At 55.9% G+C, this 23,589-nt stretch carries 13 protein-coding genes; 2 read left to right on the top strand and 11 right to left on the bottom strand.

The genetic code is table 11. The features are described 5' to 3' along the window. Positions 1-38 precede the first annotated feature (38 nt). The 4 genes from rpoC to AAC060_RS09350 all read right to left on the bottom strand — a co-directional run bounded on the left by rpoC (position 39) and on the right by AAC060_RS09350 (position 11,882). Positions 39-4,454: a DNA-directed RNA polymerase subunit beta' gene (gene rpoC / locus AAC060_RS09365; protein WP_339825350.1), complete on the bottom strand. Its 4,416-nt coding sequence runs from the start codon at positions 4,452-4,454 to the stop codon at positions 39-41. A 63-nt stretch (positions 4,455-4,517) separates the two neighbouring features. Then, complete coding sequence (gene rpoB / locus AAC060_RS09360; RefSeq protein WP_339825347.1) at positions 4,518-8,909, bottom strand: DNA-directed RNA polymerase subunit beta; 4,392 nt, start codon at positions 8,907-8,909, stop codon at positions 4,518-4,520. A gap of 279 nt (positions 8,910-9,188) precedes the next feature. Continuing rightward, positions 9,189-11,117, bottom strand: coding sequence for a sulfatase-like hydrolase/transferase (locus AAC060_RS09355; RefSeq protein WP_339825345.1), 1,929 nt, complete (start codon positions 11,115-11,117; stop codon positions 9,189-9,191). A gap of 159 nt (positions 11,118-11,276) precedes the next feature. Further along, positions 11,277-11,882: a TetR/AcrR family transcriptional regulator gene (locus AAC060_RS09350; protein WP_339825343.1), complete on the bottom strand. Its 606-nt coding sequence runs from the start codon at positions 11,880-11,882 to the stop codon at positions 11,277-11,279. Positions 11,883-11,987: 105 nt separating this feature from the next. On the opposite strand from AAC060_RS09350, the gene AAC060_RS09345 reads away from it, so the two are divergent. Beyond that, a complete protein-coding gene (locus AAC060_RS09345) occupies positions 11,988-12,356 on the top strand; it encodes a hypothetical protein (protein WP_339825341.1) in 369 nt (122 codons plus the stop codon). A gap of 12 nt (positions 12,357-12,368) precedes the next feature. Next, entirely contained in the window at positions 12,369-13,808 is a 1,440-nt protein-coding gene (locus tag AAC060_RS09340) for a carotenoid oxygenase family protein (protein WP_339825339.1), read from the top strand. Between the two features lie 123 nt (positions 13,809-13,931). Here AAC060_RS09340 and AAC060_RS09335 read toward each other — a convergent pair whose 3' ends face one another. The 7 genes from AAC060_RS09335 to AAC060_RS09305 form a co-directional block, all read right to left on the bottom strand. Continuing rightward, on the bottom strand, positions 13,932-16,304 hold the full coding sequence (locus AAC060_RS09335) for an EAL domain-containing protein (protein ID WP_339825337.1): 2,373 nt from the start codon (positions 16,302-16,304) through the stop codon (positions 13,932-13,934). Between the two features lie 165 nt (positions 16,305-16,469). Continuing rightward, the gene (locus AAC060_RS09330; protein WP_339825335.1) at positions 16,470-17,156 is read right to left on the bottom strand and encodes a 5'-methylthioadenosine/S-adenosylhomocysteine nucleosidase; all 687 of its coding nucleotides are present in this window, start codon (positions 17,154-17,156) and stop codon (positions 16,470-16,472) included. After that, positions 17,149-17,688: an adenine phosphoribosyltransferase gene (locus AAC060_RS09325; protein WP_339825333.1), complete on the bottom strand. Its 540-nt coding sequence runs from the start codon at positions 17,686-17,688 to the stop codon at positions 17,149-17,151. Before AAC060_RS09325 ends, AAC060_RS09330 begins: the two co-directional genes overlap by 8 nt. Before the next feature lie 180 nt (positions 17,689-17,868). Beyond that, entirely contained in the window at positions 17,869-18,240 is a 372-nt protein-coding gene (gene rplL / locus AAC060_RS09320; RefSeq protein WP_339688995.1) for a 50S ribosomal protein L7/L12, read from the bottom strand. A 41-nt stretch (positions 18,241-18,281) separates the two neighbouring features. Next, positions 18,282-18,794 (bottom strand): 50S ribosomal protein L10, encoded by a 513-nt coding sequence (gene rplJ / locus AAC060_RS09315; RefSeq protein WP_339825330.1) that lies wholly within the window; start codon positions 18,792-18,794, stop codon positions 18,282-18,284. Positions 18,795-19,147: 353 nt separating this feature from the next. Continuing rightward, a complete protein-coding gene (locus AAC060_RS09310; RefSeq protein ID WP_339825327.1) occupies positions 19,148-20,704 on the bottom strand; it encodes a GspE/PulE family protein in 1,557 nt (518 codons plus the stop codon). Positions 20,705-20,837: 133 nt separating this feature from the next. Then, positions 20,838-23,525, bottom strand: coding sequence for a TonB-dependent receptor (locus AAC060_RS09305; RefSeq protein ID WP_339825324.1), 2,688 nt, complete (start codon positions 23,523-23,525; stop codon positions 20,838-20,840). Positions 23,526-23,589 lie beyond the last annotated feature (64 nt).

The raw sequence follows: 23,589 nt of genomic DNA, 5'->3' as shown, positions 1-23,589 counted from the left end.
CGGGGCTTTTTTTTAAACGTATTTAAAGGCGGGAAGGTCTATTCTTCCTTGTCTTCGTCGGCCTGTGCGGCTTCGGTGTCGCTCTCTTCGATGCCTCCACCCATGGTTTTTGCCATATGTGAATCGCCCGTAGCAGCTTCGTCACCTTGCGCCAGTTCGGCAGCATGCTGTTCTTCGGAGCTATCCGCAGCAATCAAGGCTTCCTCGACCGGTGTCTCGCCGAACACGTCTGCAGCGGTTGGCTCGGCTTCGGCAACCGGAGCAGCAGCAGGAGCAGAAGCCGCAGCATTTGCTACTTCTTCCGCTTTCAGATCGGCTGCTGCCTGTATTGCGTCGAGCATTTTCTGCTGCTGTGCCCGCAATGCCGCATCACGGCTGGTTGCGGCGATACGTGCACGGTTCATGCCCGCACCGGTACCAGCCGGGATCAAACGGCCAACGATCACGTTTTCCTTGAGACCGATCAGCTGATCCTTCTTGCCCTCGACAGCCGCCTGGGTAAGCACCCGGGTGGTTTCCTGGAAAGAAGCGGCAGAGATGAAGCTGCGGGTTTGCAAGCTTGCCTTGGTGATACCCAGGAGCACTGGCTTACCGGCAGCAGGTTCCTGCTTCTTGGTCAGCTTCGCATTATATTCCAGCATCTCTTCAAGATCGATCTGCTCGCCCGGAAGAAGCGTGGTATCGCCACCATTGGTGATTTCAACTTTCTGCAGCATCTGACGAACAATCGTCTCGATATGCTTATCGTTGATTTTCACGCCCTGCAGACGATAGACTTCCTGAATTTCCGAAACGAGATATTCGGCTAGCGCCTCAACCCCGAGAACTTCAAGAATGTCATGCGGATCCGGAGAACCGGAGACCAGATTGTCGCCCTTCTTGACGAAATCGCCTTCCTGTACGTCGATGACTTTCGTCTTCGGCACCAGATATTCGACTGGTTCACCCTCTTCAGGAACAATCGCGATCTTGCGCTTCGCTTTGTAATCGCGAACAAATTCAATCCGGCCATCGATTTTCGCGATGATCGAATTGTCCTTCGGAATACGCGCTTCGAACAGTTCGGCCACACGTGGCAGACCGCCCGTAATGTCGCGGGTCTTCGCAGCTTCGCGAGAGACACGTGCCAGCACGTCACCAGCGACAACCTTCTGGCCATCTTCGACCGAAAGTGTAGCGCCATTGGCCAGCAAATAACGACCGGTTTCACCGCTGTTTTCATCAAGCAAAGTCATGCGCGGACGGAGGTCTTCCTTGTTCGCGCCGCGACCCGAAGCCCGATATTCGGTGATCACACGTTGTGCGATACCGGTGGCTTCATCGGTCTGTTCGGTCATCGTCTTGCCTTCGATGACGTCCTGATATTTGATGACACCCGGTTTTTCGGTAATCATCGGCATCGTGAACGGATCCCATTCGGCGAGACGATCGCCGAGGTGAACAACCGCGCCATCCTTGATCAGCACGCTGGTACCATAAGGCACCTTATCGGCAGACCGTTCGCGACCGTCATTGTCGATCACGGCGATGACACCACTACGCGCCAGCGACAGGAAGCGTCCGTTCTTGTCTTCGATGACCGGCATGTCGCGATATTCGACCTTACCTTCTGCCACCGATTCCAGATTGGATTGCTCGTTGAGCTGTGCCGCGCCGCCGATGTGGAAGGTACGCATTGTTAGCTGCGTGCCTGGCTCACCGATCGACTGGGCCGCGATAACGCCAACCGCTTCACCGATATTCACCGGTGTACCGCGAGCGAGATCACGACCGTAGCAAGTGCCGCAGACGCCCATCTTGGATTCGCAAACCAGTGGCGAACGAATGCGCGCCGACTGGATGCCGAGCTCTTCGATCACGAGGATCGCCGCTTCGTCCAGCAACGTGCCGGATTTGATCACAACGCTGTCGTCTTTGCTGTCGACAATATCTTCGGCCATGGTCCGGCCCAGAATACGTTCGCCAAGCGATGCGATAACCGAACCGCCCTGGACGATGGCTTTCATCTCCAGCGCATTTTCGGTGCCGCAATCGACTTCGACAATCGTACAATCCTGCGAAACGTCAACCAGACGACGGGTCAGATAACCCGAGTTGGCTGTTTTCAACGCCGTATCCGCGAGACCCTTACGGGCACCGTGGGTGGAGTTGAAATATTCGAGAACCGTCAGGCCTTCTTTAAAGTTCGAGATAATCGGTGTTTCAATAATCTCGCCCGAAGGTTTCGCCATCAGACCACGCATACCGCCCAGCTGTTTCATCTGTGCTGGCGAACCACGCGCGCCGGAGTGGCTCATCATGTAGATCGCGTTAATCTCGCGCTCGCGGCCATGTTCGTCCTCTGGCGTCGCGGCCAGCTCGTCCATCATCGCGTTCGCCACCGTGTCACCACAGCGGGACCATGCGTCGATCACCTTGTTGTATTTTTCCTGCTGGGTGATCAGACCGTCTTGATATTGCTGCTCATAGTCAGCAACCTGTTCGCGTGTTGCAGCGACGGTAGCATCCTTGGAGTCCGGAATGATCATGTCATCCTTGCCGAAGGAAATACCGGCACGGCAAGCGTGGCGGAAGCCAAGACCCATGATCGCATCGGCGAACAGGACCGTGTCTTTCTGGCCGGTGTGACGATAGACTTGGTCAATTACGTCGCCGACTTCTTTCTTGGTCAGCAAGCGGTTGACGATGTCGAACGGCACCAGGTGCGATTTCGGCAGACATTCGGCAATCAGCAGACGGCCTGGCGTGGTGTCGAAACGTTTGAGAATCGGCTTGCCGTCCTCATCGGTTTGCGGAACCCGGGTGGTGATCTTGGAGTGCAAGGTCACTGCGCCAATTTCCAGGGCCTGATGCACTTCGGCCATATCGGCCAGCAACATGCCTTCGCCCGGCTCGCCTTTGCGATCCATTGTAAGATAATAGATGCCGAGAACCATATCCTGCGAAGGAACGATGATTGGCTTGCCGTTTGCTGGTGACAGGATGTTGTTGGTCGACATCATCAGGACACGTGCTTCCAGCTGCGCCTCGAGGCTCAGTGGAACGTGGACAGCCATTTGGTCACCGTCAAAATCGGCGTTGAAGGCGGAACAGACCAGCGGGTGAAGCTGGATGGCTTTACCTTCGATCAATACCGGTTCGAACGCCTGAATGCCCAAACGGTGAAGCGTTGGTGCACGGTTCAGCATCACGGGATGCTCGCGGATTACTTCTTCGAGGATGTCCCAGACTTCCTTGCGCTCTTTTTCGACCCATTTCTTGGCCTGCTTGAGCGTCATCGAAAGACCCTTGGCATCAAGACGTGCGTAGATGAACGGCTTGAACAGTTCCAAGGCCATTTTCTTCGGCAAACCACATTGATGCAATTTCAGCTCGGGACCGGTTACGATAACCGAACGGCCGGAATAATCGACGCGCTTACCGAGAAGGTTCTGACGGAAACGGCCCTGTTTACCCTTGAGCATGTCGGACAAGGATTTCAGCGGACGTTTGTTCGCACCGGTGATGGTCCGGCCACGACGGCCATTGTCAAACAGCGCATCGACCGATTCCTGAAGCATACGCTTCTCGTTACGGACGATGATGTCCGGAGCGCGCAATTCCATCAGGCGTTTCAAACGGTTGTTCCGGTTGATTACGCGGCGATAGAGATCGTTAAGATCGGAGGTCGCGAAACGGCCACCATCCAGAGGCACTAGCGGGCGCAGTTCTGGTGGAATTACTGGAATGATTTCGAGGATCATCCATTCTGGCTTGTTGCCGGAATCGATGAAGCTTTCGACCACTTTCAGACGCTTGATGATCTTCTTGGGTTTCAGGGTCGACTTGGTCGTCCGCAGATCTTCCATCAGATCGTCGCGTTCCTGCTTCAGATCGAGGTCCTGAAGCATGATCTTGACTGCTTCTGCGCCGATACCGGCAGAGAAAGCGTCTTCGCCATATTCATCCTGCGCTTCGAGCATTTCGTCTTCGGTCAGCAGTTGGAATTTTTCCAGAGCCGTCAAACCGGGTTCGATAACCACATAGCTTTCGAAATAAAGCACGCGTTCGAGCTGCTTGAGCTGCATGTCGAGCAGCAGGCCGATGCGCGATGGTAGCGATTTCAGGAACCAGATATGCGCAACAGGAGCGGCAAGGTCGATATGACCCATGCGTTCCCGGCGAACCTTGGTCACCGTAACTTCAACACCGCATTTTTCGCAGACGATGCCCTTATATTTCATGCGCTTATATTTACCGCACAGGCATTCGTAATCCTTTACCGGACCAAAGATACGGGCGCAGAACAGGCCGTCGCGCTCTGGTTTGAACGTACGGTAGTTGATGGTTTCCGGTTTTTTGATTTCACCAAAAGACCAGCTGCGGATGCGCTCTGGCGATGCAAGACCGATCTGGATCTGGTCAAATGTTTCCACCTTTGCGATCGGATTTGCGAAATTTGATACTTGATTCATGACTTAATTCCTCTTGGGCGTTCGCCCCAAATTTGAAATGCTGCGTGGCGTGACGCTAGTGCTTCACTCCGCCGCTATCGCAATTCCATCGTCCGTCTCATCATCATCGTCACCAAAGCTGGAGAGCTGGATGTTGAGGCCGAGCGACCGCATTTCCTTGACCAGAACGTTGAAGCTTTCCGGTACGCCGGCTTCGAACGTATCGTCGCCCTTGACGATCGCTTCGTAAACCTTGGTCCGGCCGATCACGTCATCAGACTTGACCGTCAGCATTTCCTGCAACGTGTAAGCCGCGCCATATGCCTGCAATGCCCAGACTTCCATTTCCCCGAAACGCTGTCCACCAAACTGCGCTTTACCGCCGAGAGGTTGCTGCGTGACAAGGCTGTAAGGGCCAATCGAACGAGCGTGGATCTTGTCGTCGACCAGATGGTGAAGCTTGAGCATGTAAATATAGCCCACGGTCACCTTGCGATCGAACTTGTCGCCGGTCCGTCCATCATAAAGATTGACCTGACCACTACGATCCAGACCTGCCAGTTCGAGCATGTCGGAAATATCGCTTTCGTGCGCACCATCAAATACCGGCGTACCCATCGGGATACCGTGGCGAAGATGGCCGACCATTTCGACGATCTCGGCTGTATCACGGCTATCGATATCGGCATGATATTGCTCGCCATAGATGACCTTGAGCCGTTCCTTGACCGCATCAGGCGGTGGTGCCGCCTTGGGGTCGGGATTGGCGAGGCGCCATTCTTCGAGAGCTTCGGTAACCTGTTGGCCCAGACCACGTGCGGCCCAGCCCAAGTGGGTTTCGAAAATCTGTCCGACGTTCATTCGCGAAGGCACACCCAATGGGTTGAGCACGATGTCAACCGGGGTACCGTCTTCGAGGAACGGCATGTCTTCCTGTGGCAGGATCCGGGAGATAACCCCCTTGTTGCCGTGACGACCAGCCATTTTGTCGCCTGGTTGCAGCTTGCGCTTCACCGCGACAAAGACTTTGACCATCTTCAACACGCCCGGTGCGAGTTCGTCACCGCGTTCGAGCTTCTCGCGACGGTCTTCGAACCGTTCGTTGATCAGCTTGATCGCTTCGTCATATTGTTGACGAGTGGCTTCGAAATCGGACTGAACCTGATCGTCCTTGACTGCAATCTTCCACCAGTCGACCTGCTCCAGTTCGGAGAGGCTTTCCTCGGTGATTTCAGCGCCCTTCTTCATAGGCTTCGGCGCGGAAGTAGCGGTCTGACCGATCAGCATGTCTTTCAACGTGTTGAAGGTCGCCCGATTAAGAATTGCGCGTTCGTCGTCGCGATCCTTGGTAAACCGGCCAATTTCTTCGCGTTCGATAGCCAGTGCGCGTTCGTCCTTGTCGATGCCGTGGCGGTTGAACACACGAACTTCGACAACCGTACCGGCAACACCAGGATGCAGTCGCAAAGAGGTGTCGCGAACGTCGGAGGCTTTTTCACCGAAGATGGCGCGCAGAAGCTTTTCTTCCGGCGTCATCGGACTTTCGCCCTTTGGCGTGATCTTGCCGACGAGGATATCGCCTGGTTCGATTTCAGCACCAATATAGACAATGCCCGCTTCGTCGAGGTTGCGGAGCGCTTCCTCACCGACATTGGGAATGTCACGGGTGATGTCTTCAGGGCCGAGTTTCGTATCGCGAGCCATGACTTCAAATTCTTCGATATGGATCGATGTGAAGACGTCGTCTTTCACGATCCGTTCGGAGATGAGGATACTATCCTCGTAGTTGTAGCCATTCCAGGGCATGAAGGCGACGAGGCTGTTCTTGCCGAGCGCCAGTTCACCCATATCGGTGGATGGACCGTCGGCAATCGTGTCGCCCTTCTGGACAATTTCGCCAACCTTCACCAGCGGACGCTGGTTGATGCAGGTGTTCTGGTTGGAACGCTGGAATTTCTGCAGCGTGTAAATGTCCACGCCGGATTTTCCAGCTTCCACTGCGTCGGATGCGCGAATGACGATACGGGTGGCGTCCACCTGATCGACAATACCGGAGCGTTTCGCAGCAATGGCAGCGCCAGAGTCGCGAGCCACGGTTTCTTCCATGCCGGTGCCGACAAACGGTGCTTCGGCTTTCACCAGAGGCACAGCCTGACGTTGCATGTTCGATCCCATGAGCGCGCGGTTGGCGTCATCATTTTCCAGGAATGGAATAAGCGAGGCGGCAACCGACACCAGCTGCTTCGGACTAACGTCCATCAGCGTGATGATGTCGCGTGGTGCCATCAGGAATTCGCCAGCCTGACGTGAGGAAACGATTTCCTCCACAAAGCTGCCGTCTTCGGTGAGTTCGGCGTTTGCCTGAGCCACGGTGTGCTTCTGCTCTTCCATCGCGGAGAGATAGACAACATCGTCGGTCACTTTATTGTCGACGACTTTCCGATATGGCGTTTCAATGAAACCATATTGGTTGACGCGGCTGAACGAAGCCAGCGAGTTGATCAGACCGATGTTCGGGCCTTCAGGCGTTTCAATCGGGCAGATACGGCCATAATGGGTCGGGTGAACGTCACGGACTTCAAAGCCGGCACGTTCACGGGTCAGACCACCGGGGCCCAATGCTGATACGCGGCGTTTATGGGTGACTTCCGAAAGCGGATTGGTCTGATCCATAAACTGCGACAGCTGCGAGGAACCGAAGAATTCGCGAACCGTTGCAACGGCAGGCTTCGCATTGATCAGGTCGTTCGGCATCACGGTGGATACGTCTACGCTGCTCATGCGCTCCTTGACGGCGCGCTCCATACGAAGAAGGCCGACGCGATACTGGTTTTCCAGCAATTCGCCAACGGAACGGACACGACGGTTGCCGAGGTTATCGATATCATCGACTTCGCCCTTGCCGTCTTTCAGATCGACGAGGGTTTTGACAACTGCGAGAATGTCTTCCTTGCGCAGGATTGTATAATCAGCAGGCGCATCGAGTTCGAGACGCATGTTGAGTTTGACGCGGCCCACGGCGCTGAGGTCATAGCGCTCAGGATCGAAGAACAGGCCTTCGAACAAGGCTTCAGCAGTTTCGCGCGTTGGTGGTTCACCAGGACGCATGACGCGGTAGATGTCGGACAGAGCGCCATCACGATCTTCGGCCTTGTCGACCTTCAGCGTGTTGCGGATCCACGGACCGGTTGTGACATGGTCGATGTCGAGCAATTCGAGCGCATCGATGCCGGCATTGTCAATCTTCTCGAGATTTTCCGCGGTCACTTCGTCGCCGGCTTCGATGTAAATCTCGCCGGTTTTTTCGTTGATCAGATCAAAGGCGCTGTAACGGCCGAATATTTCCTCGGTCGGGATGACGATGTTCGTCATGCCATCGGTTTCGGCCTTTTTCGCGGCGCGCGGTGTGATCTTGGTGGTCGCTTCAAAAACGACTTCACCGCTCTGCGCGTCGACAATGTCAAAGGTCGGCTTGATGCCGCGCCATTGCTCGGCGACGAAAGGAATCGTCCAGCCGTCCTTGGCGCGCTTGTAAACGATGCGCTGGTAGAACAGGTTGAGGATATCTTCTTCCGAATAGCCCTGCTTGATGATCTTGACGAGTTGGGCGCTCTTGGTGCGGCCTTCGTCTTCGATCTTGCCCTGTACGTCGATCGCACCCATCGGTTCACGGATCGTGATCAGGCTGCCTTCGACTTCGAGAATTTCGGCTGGCTGTTTCATGCCAGCAACGCGAACCATCTCGCCGACTTTGAAATCAGGCTTCTTTTCTTTAACTTCGAGGATCGCGTCGCCGAGTGAACGCAGCAAAGCGGTCACTGGCAGCTTGCGCTTGCGATCGATACGGACGTTGACGATGTCTTTCGCGTCAAATTCAAAGTCGAGCCATGAACCGCGGTAAGGAATGACGCGGGCGGCGAACAGGAACTTGCCGGACGAGTGGGTTTTGCCGCGGTCATGGTCAAACAACACGCCGGGCGAACGGTGCATCTGGCTGACAATGACGCGCTCTGTACCGTTGATGACGAACGTGCCGTTCTTGGTCATCAAAGGCATGTCGCCCATATAAACGTCTTGCTCTTTAATATCGAGAACCGAGCGTGCTTCTGTTTCGGGATCGACCTCGAACACGATCAGGCGAAGGGTCACCTTCATCGGCGCGGCATAGGTGATGCCCCGCTGACGGCATTCTTCTACATTATATTTGGGATCTTCGAGCTGATAGTTGACGAAGTCCATTTCGGCGGTACCGGCAAAATCGCGGATCGGGAAAACGCTGCGCAGCGTCTTTTCGAGGCCAGAGACATATCCGATCGAAGCGTCCGAGCGCAAAAACTGTTCATATGATTCGCGCTGAACTTCGATGAGATTCGGCATCTCGATGACTTCGTGAATATCGCCGAAGATTTTGCGAATGCGTTTCTTGCGGGTGGGGGTCGGAGCCGTCGTTTTGACCGAAGCTGCTTGGGTAGCCATATAGTTTTGCCTTCTCGCCATCGCCGGAAAACCGGCGGAAAATCAAAATGTGGAGACGCATCAAGACGACAAAAGCCGCATGTTCCCAAAGCATGGAAACTGCAGCTTTTTAGCGTCCTGAAAACCGTGCAAATTTCATTTCTTCTGGCGTACCGCGCGACTGCACGCCCTGTCTCGAAATCTGTGGTGAGCGCGGGATATAGGGATGTACCCGCTTTCGGTCAAGGGGGCGTGTCAGCGATCATTTCTGCTGAAAACATTATATTGCGCGGCTAGCGTTCAATCACGCGTCGGCTTCGCCTGGTTTTGCCATCTTGCCGATCCCCAAATGCGGATCAGTCGATCCACGCGCCCCTTGAAGTCTCCACCCAAGCTGCTCACAGTGGCACATTGCTTTTTCTCGACCATGCAAGCCTCGCCGGTGTCGAGCCGTAAGGATGTAATATTAGATGCGCCTTCGGCAATGCCGATTTGTGTGGGGCGTTCGAGATCGCCGACCGTCATCAGCACCGGCTTTGCAGGGATGTCCGGCTTCTCACCCTTGAGCAGCGCCAATATGATGGCGCGATAGTCGCTCATGCCAATCGGGCCGTCGACCGCGACACCCGGGCGGTTGGTAACCATGAATGTTCCGTTCTGGCGGATATTGATATTGTGGCCGTGGCCGAGGAAGCCGTCTTCAAACAGGTCTTCGCCATGATCGCCGGTTATGACCACCACACTATCGTCCCACACGCCATCCCGCTTTAGGCTGGCAACCAGCTTGCCCAGTTGCTGATCCGAATATTGGACCGCATTCCAGTAGGTCTGCTGCAATTGTTCTCGATTGCCCGCGTTTATCTCGGACCGGGGCAGGGGCCTGTCGGTCAAGCCGAGCGGCATTCCTTCATGGAAATAGGGGAAATGCGGAGACTGGAAATTGAAATAGAGAAATTGCGGTTGGTCCCATTTTGACGGCTGCTGATATTCGTCCGCAAAGGCTTTCAGCAGATGCTTCTCATCGATCAGGATCGACCCTTGCGCGCCATTGCTGAACGCGCGCAGATGTTTCAACCTGTCGCCGTCGAAAAAAATATCGGCGTTGTCGCGCATGCCTACGGTCTTTGAAATATCCCCGAAATCTTCTGGCTGGCCGGAAAATACAGCAATGTCATAGCCGCTGGATTTGAGTTCGCGGAATAGCGAGGGCGATCCATCTGTCGGTTGCAGCGCTCCGCCAAATAGCGACTTGAGTGACGCTGTGGTAAAGCCGACATGGCTGAAGGCAGGGGAGATAAGGCTGCCGGATTGGGCAATGGCTTCGAGATTTGGCGCAACCGGCTTGCCGTTGATCCGCTTGCCGATCACATCATATCGTGCGCTCTCCATGACAATCAGGATCAGATGTGGGCGCTTGCCCGATATCAATGTGATTGGCGGTTGCGGTGCCATCGGAGCCAGTTGCAGATCGCCGCCGTAACCATCCTCGTCGATGCCATTTGCCGGAATATCCAGCGCCAGCGGATAGCGGGCGCTGTTGAACGGATGCCGGTCCGGCATGCTGGATATCCAGCCATAGCCATCATTGTCAAAGTCGGTCAGTTTGTTGGCTGTCTGGGTAAACAGGCCCCAGGCGAGCGTGCGGTTCAGGCCATTTTGCACGTCTGCAGAAGCCGACGGCACCGCGATGGCGAGGAGCAGGGTGGAGCCGAATAGCGCGATGAAAAGGCGGCCATGGGTTTGCCATTCAGGATCACTGGCGCGCACCGGGAATTTGCGGAACAGGAGCCGGAATATATAGATATAGGCGAACAGGCCGAGAACCAGCGCGACGATACCGAGGAAGATTTCGTTGGATGCGAAAAGCAGCGCATCGGTCAGGCTGCCGCCGCCGAGATTGGCCATCAGCGCAAAGCTCATCGTATCGCTGAAATATTGGTGGAGCTGGAAGGTCAGGGCGAGCAGCAGGATATAGGTTCCGCCGACGACGGTCGTCAGAAAGAACAGCGGTGGCCACGACCGTTTGCTGCGGAACAGCCGGACGATGATCCACCATGTACCGATGACCAGCATGGCCATGGAAGAGATGTAGCCGACAAGGAAGATGGCCCGTTCGGTGAATGTATCGATTGCCTGCGACTGGCCAAAGCCGCCGGTAAACAGTCCATATTTGCGGTCAGCGAGCGCGAGTTCCAGCGCGGCAAGCACGCTGATCAGGACGAAGACCACTCCAGAAAAGAGCTTTCCCCGCCTATCGCTTCTGGTGAAGATTTCTCGCATGTTCTGTGTTTTCAATCCCGCATATTCTGTAGCAGGGCAAAGCTAGCAGTAGCAGGTAAAAGGCGGGTTAAGCACGGTTGATCCAAGTCTGGCTGGTCGTGCGATAGGTCAGCAGTCTCTGAAATCCGTCATCAGCACCACTTTGCGCACCATCGCCGGATCATAGGCCACCTGACCATCCAGTATCAGCATCGCCAGCCCGTGGACCAGCGACCATGCGTGGAGCGCGGCGGCGGCGCGTTGATCTTGCGACATTGCGTCCGGCATGGTCGCGGCAATGCCTGCGCGGAGCTGATAAAAGGCCTCGCCCATCGCGCTGGGATCATCGTCGGTCAGATCAACCTGACCGATGCGATTATAGATCAGCCGCAGCAAGGCCGGGTTTTCGACCGCCCATTCGACATAGGTAATGCCCACTTCGGTAAAGCCGTCGCGACCGCCGCCGGCTTCCGTGGCCGCTTCCGCCTGGCTCCGGCCCAGCCGGTTGAGCCCTTCCAGCGCGAGCGCATCGAGCAAGGCATCCTTGTTCGGGAAATGGCGATAAAGTGCGGTTGCCGAGACCCCGAGGTCGCGAGCGAGGGCGCGCAATCCGAGATCGGGTTGTTCCTGACTTTCCAGCCGCTCCATCCCCATTTGCAGCGCCGCGGCGCGCAGGTCGCCGTGATGATAGGGCGCGTTCACCGGAAGGCCTGACATTGGAAGATTTGGAAGCATGTTTCGCTTGCCGAAACTCTTATGTTGACACTGTTATCATTGCTCGTCATGTTAACAGCATAAACATCGCGAGTCGATTTGCCAAGGCGGAAGGAAGCTTCATCAATGCCGATTTATGCAACCATCGTTGCGCTGCTTGGAGTGATCGTCGCGATTGCCCATTCGGTTCTTGGCGAACGGGTCATACTCGGGCCGCTTTATCGCGAGCGGACGACCGGTCTGCTGGCAGCCAGAGCGATGCGTGACATTATCCGGGCTGTCTTTCACATACCGTCGCTGGCCTGGGCGGGGCTCGGCATAGCGGTGCTGCTCAACCGCCTGCAGTCCGGCAGCGATCTGCTGCCGATCATAGCGGCGACTATTTTCGCGCTGTCCGGGGTCGCCAACATCGCCGCGCTCCGCCGGCCGCATCCCGGCGGTGTCATATTGCTGGCAATGGCATTCGCCACGATCGCCGATATCCGTTTCAACTAGAAGGAATTTTCCATGGCTTCTGTAATCGAAAAAACCATCCGCGCCGCCGTCACGCCTGTCCTGGGGGCGGTCTCCAATTACAATCGCAAGCGGATGAAGGCACCGTCCGGCGGTCACCCTTATCTGAATGGTGTGCACAAGCCGATGACCGAAGAAGTCACACTGGCTGATCTGAAGGTTGATGGCGAAATTCCCGCACAACTTGACGGACGCTATCTGCGCATCGGTCCCAATCCGGTAACCGCGCCGGACGAAGCCAGCTACCACTGGTTTACCGGCGATGGCATGGCCCATGGCATTCGCATCCAGAACGGTCAGGCGAAATGGTATCGCAACCGCTGGATCCGCAGCAATGCTGTCAGCGATGCGCTGGGCGAACCGCGCAAGCCCGGCACCCGCAAGCCCCGCACCGATACCGCCAATACCAATATCGTCAGCATCGCCGGCAAGACATTTGCGATTGTCGAGGCTGGCGGCTTTCCGGTCGAGTTGACCGACGATCTAGAGACGGTGAAACATAATCCCTTCGACGGTACTTTGGTCAACGCCTTCTCCGCTCACCCGCATCTCGATCCCAAAACCGGCGAGATGCATGCCATCTGTTATGATGCGCCGGTCATGGACAAGGTCTGGCACGTCGTGCTTGGTGCCGACGGCAAAGTGAAACGGGAGGAACCGATTGCGGTCAAAGACGGCCCCTCGATCCACGATTGCCAGATTACCGAAAATTATGTCCTGGTGTTCGATCTGCCCGCGGTCTTCTCGATGAAGCGGATGCTTGCCGGTTTTGAATTTCCCTATGACTGGAACCCCGAGCACGGCGCGCGGGTCGGTCTTTGCCCGCGCAACGGATCAGGCGCTGACACGATCTGGTGCGATGTCGAACCCTGCTATGTCTATCATCCGGCTGGCGCGTTCGAGACCGATGACGGCAAGGTGATCGTCGATGTTGTGGTGCACGAAAGCACCTATGCACGGACGACCTTTGGCCCGGGCGGCGAATGGTCGCGGCTGGAACGTTGGACCGTCGATCCGGTGGTCAAGAAAGTCGACCGTAAGGTCCTCGATGACCGGCCGCAGGAATTCCCGCGCTATGACGAGCGGACAGCGACCAAGCCCTATCGCTATATCTATGACATCGCGCTGGCGGGACGCCCGGACGAACTCGATATGGCGGGTACCGAATTGTTCAAACATGATCTGCAAAGCGGCGAAAAGCTCGTGCGCGATTTTGGCGCTGGCCATCATCCGGGCGAATTCGTGTTCGTGCCCCGTTCGCCCGATGCGGCCGAGGACGAAGGCTGGCTGATCGGTCTGGTGATCGACGCCGTGCAAGAGAAGACCGAGCTGCAAATCCTCAACGCGGATGATTTTCTTGGCGAGCCGCAAGCGGTGATCCATCTGCCGCATCGTATCCCTCCCGGGTTTCACGGCAACTGGGTGGCGAGCTAGGAGGGCATGACCCTTTTGCTCCGGGCGTAGCCGGGACCTGCCGGTTCAGGTTTTCTGGCTGCGCTCGAAGCGGGCGATCTGCATCGAGGGAGCGTTCTTACTGCGCTCTTTGATCACGGGATATTAGCCGACCGCCTTGTTTGGAATATCTATCGGGGTGTCGCTTCGCTTCGGTTCGATGGATTGTGCGCCAATCTCGCTAATCATCGCCGTGCGTCCAAGGGTTGGCGCCACCCGTCCGACTATGCTGGAGGCGGGCATTGCCCTGCTGAACAAATAGCCTTGCACCTGGGTGCACCCTTCTGCTTTCAGTTGACTAAGCTGAGCGCCGCGTTCGACGCCCTCTGCGGTTGTCACCATTCCGAGACTGGTTGCGAGGCCGGTAACGGCCCGGATAATCGCCCGGCAATCTTCGCGGCTATCCACCTCGTCAACGAAACAGCGGTCAATCTTGATCTTGTCGAACGGAAAGCTGCGCAAATAGTTCAACGAGCTGTAGCCCGTGCCAAAGTCATCCAGCGCGATCCGTACGCCGAGTGAGCGGATTTTGTGAAGCAGTTCCACGTTGGACTGGTTGTCGTTCATCAGCACGGATTCGGTGATTTCCAGTTCCAGCCGATGCGGTGCGATGCCGGTTGCAGCCAGAGCATTGATGATAGTCGGCATTAAATTGGGGCTGCGCATCTGGACCGGGGACAGGTTGACCGCGATACTCAGATGTTCCGGCCAGTTGGTGACTTCATATAATGCCGATCGTAAAACCCATTCGCCAAGTTGAATGATCAGGCCGGTATCTTCCGCTACCGGAATGAATATATCGGGCATGATCATGCCTCTTTCGCCATGATTCCACCGGAGCAGCGCTTCATAACCGGCTATTTCGCCGCTCTCTATATTTATCAGCGGCTGGTAATAAAGCTCCAGTTCGTTCCGCTTCAGCGCCCCTCGTAGATCCAGTTCAATATTGCGTCGTTCCTGCATCGCTTCATGCATCGACGGTTCAAAAGCGGAAACACAGCCCCGCCCGTTTTTCTTGGCATGATAGAGGGCGATATCGGCATATTTGAGCAGGTCCTCGCTGTTCTTGCCGAAATCAGGGGCCAATGCCATGCCGATGCTAACGCTGATGGCGACCGGCTGCCCTTCAATTATCACGGGCTCCGAGATTTTATCGATAATTTTATCGGCTATCTCGATCGCATGTTCGCTCGAACCACAATTGTACAAGGAGATCGCAAATTCATCCCCGCCCAGACGCGCGACCATAGACTCCATGTCGATCGTGCTTTCCAGACAATTGGCCACGGTTTTCAGAACGATATCACCTGCGCCATGCCCCAATGTATCGTTGATCGTTTTGAAATGATCCAGATCGAGATATAGTACCGCCAGTTTCTGGTCGTCCCGCAACCGGGCGACCGAACGTTGTAGCGACTGATTGAACATGGCCCGGTTGGGCAGGTCGGTCAAGCTATCGAAATGGGCGAGGCGGGCAACTTCTGCCTCAGCCTTTCTGGCATTTGTAATATCAGCCGCGACACCCCGGATATTTCCGCTTTCACCGCGTCTTGTCTTGATCGGCCGGCCGGACAATTGCCACCAGCGCTCGCTTCCTGCGATCTGGATCGGAACATTTATGTCCCGGAATGCTTGGCCCGATGCCAGGCTTTGCGTGAGCTTGTCGCGTTCCGCTGAAGCCTCGAACAAATCGACCAACGGTAGATTGCGGAGATCGCGAATTTCCATTTTGAGCGCACTGGCGAAGCGTGCAGACGGATTGACGATCAAATGATCGGCATTCACTTCCCACAGCCAGTCTGAGCTTTGTTCTGCATAATCATATAGCAAAAGCCGGACGGTTTCGGCGGCATCTTTTTCTTTGGCCTGGTGCAGATGACGCTGGACGAAGTTGAAGAAGAACAGCCGGTAAATAAAGTTGCTGCACAAGGCAAAAAAGATCAGCAAAACTGCGGCGGTAATGCCGGCATATCCTTTTGCGGCAAGGAACGAAACCGCATAGCATATCGTGGTAATGACAAGATTATAAGTCTGCGCGCGCGGAATACTGCCATATACAAATCCGCCAACGACCAGGCTGCCCATTGCCAGTATCGCGATATCCAGACTGAAAGGAATCTGGCCAAAAGCATAGGGAATAGCCAGAATGCCACAAAAGGCGGTGCTGATTATGATGCTTTCCAACTGGATCGACTTGAACACCGCCTTATAGTCCGCCGTATCGGGATCCATTGCCGATTGTTGAAAATAGTTGCGACCACCCAAGATGCCGGCGACAGCCATCACGACACCGGATGTCGCAACAAACGTCGGCTCGGCATAGGTGAGAAGTATGATCAGCGCATAGATGCCCAGCGGCAGCGTGATCAAGAATCCGATACGCGAAAACTGGCCGAATGATTTCAGCTGTTGACGGGCGATAAGTTCAGCAGTTTCATGATCAGCATTGATCTTGAAATTCCAAATCTTTTTCTGCATCTCCAGCAATCGCTGAAGTGTAATTACTTCGCCCATGTCACCCCGAATTACTCGATGTTACCAGTCGCTCGCCGACACTAGTCTGATAGAGTTTTCATAACGTTAACTACGGTGAACGGGGCATTTGTTTAAGGATGAAACCGCTTCCCCAAGGCCGAAATATCCTCAGATATGGAGCAAATAATCAGCCGCCGAGTCCGCCGCCCGTTTTGCCGCAGCGGCAAGATTGGCGTGAAAGTCGCCGGAGCTGTTGCTATCGGCGCCGTCGGTTACCGCTTTGATCCCGGCCCACGGGATATCGAGCAGCGCCGCAATCTGGGCGACGGCGGCGGTTTCCATGTCGACCAGATCGGCTTTCAGGACATCGCGCAAATAGCCAGAGCGGTCGGGGCATTTCACAAAACAGTCGGCGGTCGCGATCCGCGCCTGGGGCAGGGCAAGGGCCGCTGGCATGGGATGGGAAATGAACGGCTTCCAGTCAGACGGGCCAATCGGCCAGGCGCCGGCGTTATAATGGGTGAAGCCGTCATGCTCGCCAAATTTCTCGAGCGTGCCATAATCGGCTTGCAAGGACTCGCCGAGATAGAAACAGTCTCCCTGTTTACTGCTAACATGACCGGCTGTGCCGATCACCAGAAACAGGTCGGGGCGGAAGTGGCTGTGCATATAGAGAGCGGCGGCTCCGGCGTGCACCTTGCCAATGCCGGAGCAGAGGATTGAAACCTGTTTTCCCGCATGTTCGAGTTGGCGAACCTCGCCCAGCGGACTGTCGGTCCGCGTCACCGGATGATCGCGCAGAAAGGCATCCGCTTCGTCCTGGACACCAGTGATGATCGCGATATGTTCAATCACCGGCAAAGCCCATCAGTGCCATCGGTTTTACCCCGGCTGCGGTCAGCTTTTGTGCTCCGCCGAGATCGGGCAGGTCGACGATGAACAATGCCTGGTCGACGATGGCGCCCTGACCACGGAGCAGCTCCACACCGGCCATGGCCGTGCCGCCGGTGGCGATCAGATCATCGACCAGCAGCACCCGCTGGCCAGGCAGGATCGCGTCGACATGCATTTCGATTTTGTCGGTGCCATATTCCAGCGCATAGTCGATGCTCACCGATTTGCCCGGCAATTTGCCCGGCTTGCGCAGCATGATCTTGCCCTTTTCCAGAGCATAAGACATCGCCGCCGACACGATGAAGCCGCGGGCCTCTATCCCGGCGATCAGATCGAAGCTGTTCGGGTCGACCAGTGCAATCATTCTGTCGATGGTCTGGCGAAAAGCGGGGCCGTCGAGCAGCAGCGTCGATACATCGCGAAACTGGATGCCCGGCTTTGGATAGTCCGGGATCGTCCGCACGAGATCGATCAGGTCCTGATTGTCGGTCATATTGTCCCCCGGAAACACGAACCGTCCTAGTCGCGCAGCGGCCGGACCATGTCAATCATCCTGCGTTTGCAACGCGGGCGATGAGCAGGCGAGGCGCGCGGTATCCAAGTCAGCTGGCACAAAAAAGGGGCGGTTTCCGAACCGGAAACCACCCCCTGATTTTTCAATAAACCGTCAGGCTTATTTGAGTTCGACGGTACCGCCGGCAGCTTCGATCTTCGCTTTGATTTCTTCTGCTTCGGCTTTGTTAACGCCTTCCTTGATTGGCTTAGGAGCGCCTTCAACAAGAGCTTTGGCATCGGTGAGGCCGAGAGCGGTAATCGCACGGACTTCTTTGATGACCTGGATTTTCTTGCCGCCGTCGCCGGTCAGGATTACGTCAAATTCGGTCTGCTCTTCAGCAGCTTCGCCAGCGGCAGCCGCTGGGCCAGCAACTGCAACAGCAGCAGCAGCAGAAACGCCCCACTCTTCTTCGAGTGCTTTTGACAGTTCAGCCGCTTCCATGACGGTGAGTTTCGAAAGTTCTTCAACAAGTTTAGCAATATCAGCCATTTTATAACTCCAGATTTCTAATCAGTTTATTCGGTTAAAATTCATTCACCCGTAGCAGCATAAGCGCTGAGTACGCGTGCAACACTGGTCGCCGGCTCGACAAGAACCCGTGCGATTTTGGTTGCTGGTGCCTGAAGCAGTCCAACAATCGTTCCGCGCAGTTCGTCAAGCGAAGGCATGGCAGCCAGAGATTTTATGCCAGCTTCGTCAAGAAGGGTATCGCCCATTGCGCCGCCAACGATCTCAAGACGATCATTGGATTTTGCAAATTCGACTGCGATTTTTGCAGCCGCCACCGGATCATCCGATGTTGCGAGCGCGACCGGACCCGTTAGCATATCTGCTATCGGGGCATAGTCGGTTCCTTCCAGAGCCAGCTTGGCAAGGCGGTTTTTAGAGACTTTGAAGCTTGCGCCTTCGTCCCGCATTTTCGTCCGAAGCGCGGTTGATTGCGCAACAGTCAAACCCAGGTTGCGTGTTACCACGACGACCCCGGCCTGCTTGAAAATAGCGTTCAGAGCGACAACCGCTTCGGTCTTTTGACCACGATCCATATTTTGCTCCTTCACGTGGACTGCGTTTTGAGGCGCAATCCAATTCTAGTAACCGTCATCCCGACAAAGGGATGACGAGCGAAAGGTTTGGCAATGTGCCGCACCATATAATCCGAAGGGGGGTTTTGGCCGTTCTGCCGCGTAAAAAACGCTGGCTGCGTACCCGTGTGTCTCCACACGAAAAAACTGATCCCCGTCTAGGCTGGAAATTAAGAGGGTCAAATTACCCTCACCCGCTGTCTCGGACGGAAATTGTGATTCTTTTGACGGAAGCACAATTTGTAGGGGAGCCATTAACGGGAATGGCCGGGATGTCAAGGGTGGGCGGCTAACTATGCAGCAGCCGTTTTGCCCTATCGTGAAATTCTGATGCCTTCTTCTGCCGTGGTGATGCCTTCGCGGACCATCAGGCGGGCGGAGGATGCGAGCGATCTGTTTTGCAGGAACGCATGGGCGGCAATGCGGCCTTCGTCACCGCCGTCATTGATAAGCTTGCGGATGGTATCGTCTATGCGGATCGCCTCGAACACGCCGATATGGCCCTGAAAGCCGGAATAGTCGCATTTCGCGCAGCCGGTTTCCCGGAACACGACGGTGCCGCGATCAAACCCCAATAGCGAGGCGAGCGAGCCGTCGGCCTGGATCGGCTGGCGGCAATGTTCGCAAAGCCTGCGCACCAGACGCTGGGCGACGACGGCGCGGATGGTGGAGGCGAGCTTGAACGGATTGACCTTCATCCCGAGCAATTTGCTGATCGCGCCGACCGCGTCACGGCTGTCGACGGTGGACAATATGAGCTGGCCGTGTTGCGCGGACTGAACGACGATATCCAGCGTTTCCTTGTCGCGGATTTCTCCGACCATGACGACATCGGGGTCCTGCCGTAGCACGGCCTGCAGCCCTTGCGCATATGCAGGCTCAGGCCCGGCATTGACCTGCGTCTGGCTGATCGTGTCAATGGCATATTCGATCGGATTCTCGACGGTGAGAATATTATGGCGACCGTCGTTGAGCTGCTTGATACACGCATATAAACTTGTCGTCTTGCCCGAGCCTGCCTGCCCGGCGACCAATATGATGCCGTCGGGGGCCGACAGGGCTTCGGTCAATATCGCGAGGCTTTCGCCGGACAGTCCCGGCAGGTCGAGGGCTATTTTTGAAGCTTCCTCATCGAGGATGTTCAGGATGACATATTCGCTCGCGGCATTGGGCAGGGTCGATACCCGCACGTCGAGCGTTTTTCCGTCGAGGGTGAGGCTGATACGGCCATCTTGCGGCATCCGCTGTCCGGCCATGTCCAATCGTGCCATCTGCTTGATCTGCGGGACGAGATCGGCGGCAAAATGCGCGGGCATCTTAAGCTTTTCGAGCAATCGGCCGTCGACGCGCATTCTGACGATCAACTCGGTTTCAAACAGCTTGATGTGAATGTCGGAGGCCCCCTGACGGGAGGCTTCGGCAATGATGCTGTAGATCAGCCGGATGCCTGGTTCATGTTTGCGGGTTTCGGGCAGGTTCTCGGCATCGACGGCCTGGATCATGATGTCATTTATGATCGCGTCATCATAATTGTCCGGGAATTCCGAAATACGCGCTTCGGTCGCATAATGGTCCGACAACAGCCTTTCAAAAGCGGATCCGTCCACCAGTTCAACATCGAGCGGCAAAGTCAAATGGCGGCTGACCGCCAGGAGAGACGCCGGATCGGCATGCTCGTGCAACGCAACAATCAGCCGTTCGCCAAGCACTTCCTTCAGCAGGATTCCCCGGCTGCAGGCAAAGTCATATGATATGTCGGTAACCGGAAGCGTCGCTTCCGGCGCTGCCCGGGAGAAATCATCCGCGACGGATCGAGTGGACGCATCTGTTCCGTGAATAGCGCCGCGCTCTGTTCCCCGTGTGATTTTCATTCCCTGTCCCGTCCACAAATCATGCCAAAGCATAATGGATGTTATGGTTACGATGGCTTCGTGAAGGGTCAGGGACTCCCGCGTGACATAAAAATTACAATAATGACATGTTCCCGACCGACGATGCCGGAGCCTAGAAGTTCAGGCCGATACTCATCGAGAAGCGGGTCCCCACTGCATAGGCATTGTTCAGGATCTGTGTGTCGCCCAATGTCTGGGATTCGCTGTAATCCGTACCCAGAACATTTCGCGCTTCGAATTTCAGTTCAAAGTCCTGCCCGGCAATATTCATTTCCTCGCGCAGCACCAGATCCAGCCGCCAGCCGGTTTTTTCCACCAGGTCAGGCTGGTCCTGCGGTCCGCGAGCGGTGACACGCGGGCTGTTATAGGTCAGCAGGACCGTTTGCTGGGACAGCGCGCCCTCTTCTCGTTCCATACCGAATTGCAGGTTGGCGACATGGGTAGACTGGCCGGTCAGGCGATCGCCGTCGTCGAACAGATTGGAAGCAGCGGTTGGCAGCAATGTGACCGGACTGATCGCCAGATCGTCCGCGCCGACCTTAATTTCGGATTTGGTGTAGGTGTAATTTGCCGCGAGCAGCAAGCGGCGGTCTTCGAAAAAACTGCCACCCAGATCGTTAAGCGGGAAATATTTGACCAGTTCGACTTCCGCGCCGACCAAGGTCGCTGACGGCGCGTTGGAAAAACCGGTGAACAGCGTCCCGCCGCCCTGTACGAAGGCTACATTTTCGATCGGATTCTCAATATTCTTGTAGAATCCGGCCAACGTGATGCGCTCGCCTTGACCAAGATAATATTCAAACCGGCCTTCGACATTGACCAGCTCGCTGTCGGTCAGCAGGGGGTTGCCGATAAAGGTCCTGTCGGTATCGAGATCGAGAAACTGCTGCGGCGCCAATTCGCGAAATTGCGGACGGGCGATGGTTTTCGATGCGGCAAAACGCAACTGCATGTCATCGGCAAAATTCCACGTCAGCGTTCCGGCCGGTAGCCAGTAGTCGTTGCTTATGCCTGACGGAACGGAGGTCCCGCCAGCACCGGTCAGCAGAATCGGGGTCACGCTCTGGGCCGCATCTTCATAGCGGACGCCCAGGTTAAGGCGCAGACCGTCAGCCAGTTCGGCATCGACCTGCCCGTAGCCGGCATGAATTTCCAGCTTTGCGTCATAAGCGGGTACCGATGACTGGGCCGCCACTTCGCGCAGTTCGATTTCGTAGGTGAGCAGATTATAATCGGACAACAGGAAATCTATCCGTTCCTGATCAATCGGATTGGGCAGGCCATTGGCGGGCACGAAGCGGAAGTCACGGCGCTCTGCCTGACGATCATTGAGATAATAAGCATAGCCGGTCGACAGAGTGACCGGAATGCCGATATCGGCTTCATAGCCAAAATCGATACCGCCGCCATAAACATCATCGTTCAGATTGCTGAACTGGACCCGCGCCGATTCTCCCGGAGAGGTAAGATCATTGACAAAATCATTGGCGATCAAGCTGTCGTAGGCATAGCTGTACGAGCGCTGGTAGGGCGCGTTGCGTTTGGAATTGGCATAAGCGCCGCGCAGGTCGAGAGAGAAATCGCCAAATTGAAATTCGCCGACAAATTGGGAGGTGAAAAGCTGTCGTTCGAACCAGCTGGTGCGGCCCTGATTGAGCAATGTTTCTTCATCGACATTGATCGCGTCGATACCGGCCTTGATCGATGCTTCTTTCGACGTGTCGTGAATATAGAGATTGGTGAAGCGCAATTTATGCTCGCCGATCTCCGCCGACAGTCCGAGCAAGCCGTTAACGACGATACGGTTTTCGGTGGTGACAAAGCGGAAATCCTGATCCGGAAGCAGCCCGGGATTGCCGTCGATATTGACAATGCCCTGGGATGTTTGCTGGACGCCGCCGCGCGTCCGCCAGCTATTTTCATAGCCGGCTGTCGCTACAACGCCGATAATGGCGTCGCCGACATCAAAGGACGTGCCGCCGGTTAATTCCGCAGAGAAATTGGCCGGGATATCAGTGTTGCGCTGAATAAGATTGGTTTCGGCATTGTTCAGACTGGCCCCGAAATTCTGCAGATCTTCGCTGGAAAATTCGGTGCCGACTGAGATCGGAATATTTTTGGCAATCGCCTGGGCAAGGCCGGCTGGAATATCGCGCAAGCCGTCATCATAGCCGATGATATCGGTGTCCGAGCCATCATAGGTATAGCCGAGCTTGCCGGTGGTTTCGCTATCGCCGCTCAGGCTGGTGCTGAATTTGAGAAACGGCTCGTCGGGCGTGGCTTTGGTGGTGAGGTTGATAACACCGCCACCAAATTCACCGGGATAGTTGGCCGAGTAGCTTTTCTGGACCACGGTCGATGCAATGACACTGGTCGGAAAAAGATCAAGCGGGACAACACGGCGCAGCGGTTCCGGAGAAGGAAGGGGAAGCCCGTTCAGCAGCGCCAGTGAATAGCGCTCGCCGAGGCCGCGCACGAAAACAAAACGCCCGCCGACTACGCTTAAGCCAGTGACGCGCTGCAAGGATCCGGCGATATCGCCGTCGGCGGTGCGGGCGATTTCGGCTTCACCGAGGACCGATACGACTTCTGCCGTGGCGCGGACCGGGTCGGGTATGAACTGGCCGCGCACGACGATCATATTACCGCTGCTGCCGGGCGCCGAAATATCGACGGCCTCCTCGCCTGGCTGTTCGACATCCAGACTTTCTGTCTCGTTGACAGTCTGGGCATAGGCCGCCGGAGAGGCCAATATGGTTCCCAACATCAAGCTGGCGGTAAGCGATGCGCGCATTTTCATCGGATCAGATCCTCGTCATGAATAAAAAACGGGATGACGGCCCGAATGAGCCGTCATCCCCTGT

It is taken from the genome of uncultured Parasphingorhabdus sp., assembly GCF_963975555.1.
Classification (GTDB): Bacteria; Pseudomonadota; Alphaproteobacteria; order Sphingomonadales; family Sphingomonadaceae; genus Parasphingorhabdus.
This window is presented reverse-complemented; position numbering and strand designations above follow the sequence as displayed.

Coding starts and splice junctions, on each gene's coding strand:
- AAC060_RS09345 (WP_339825341.1), top strand. CDS start 11,988: ATGCCGATTTATGCAACCATCGTTGCGCTGCTTGGAGTGATCGTCGCG.
- AAC060_RS09310 (WP_339825327.1), bottom strand. CDS start 20,704: ATGAAAATCACACGGGGAACAGAGCGCGGCGCTATTCACGGAACAGAT.
- rpoC (WP_339825350.1), bottom strand. CDS start 4,454: ATGAATCAAGTATCAAATTTCGCAAATCCGATCGCAAAGGTGGAAACA.
- rplL (WP_339688995.1), bottom strand. CDS start 18,240: ATGGCTGATATTGCTAAACTTGTTGAAGAACTTTCGAAACTCACCGTC.
- AAC060_RS09340 (WP_339825339.1), top strand. CDS start 12,369: ATGGCTTCTGTAATCGAAAAAACCATCCGCGCCGCCGTCACGCCTGTC.
- rpoB (WP_339825347.1), bottom strand. CDS start 8,909: ATGGCTACCCAAGCAGCTTCGGTCAAAACGACGGCTCCGACCCCCACC.
- rplJ (WP_339825330.1), bottom strand. CDS start 18,794: ATGGATCGTGGTCAAAAGACCGAAGCGGTTGTCGCTCTGAACGCTATT.
- AAC060_RS09305 (WP_339825324.1), bottom strand. CDS start 23,525: ATGAAAATGCGCGCATCGCTTACCGCCAGCTTGATGTTGGGAACCATA.
- AAC060_RS09350 (WP_339825343.1), bottom strand. CDS start 11,882: ATGCTTCCAAATCTTCCAATGTCAGGCCTTCCGGTGAACGCGCCCTAT.
- AAC060_RS09335 (WP_339825337.1), bottom strand. CDS start 16,304: ATGCAGAAAAAGATTTGGAATTTCAAGATCAATGCTGATCATGAAACT.
- AAC060_RS09325 (WP_339825333.1), bottom strand. CDS start 17,688: ATGACCGACAATCAGGACCTGATCGATCTCGTGCGGACGATCCCGGAC.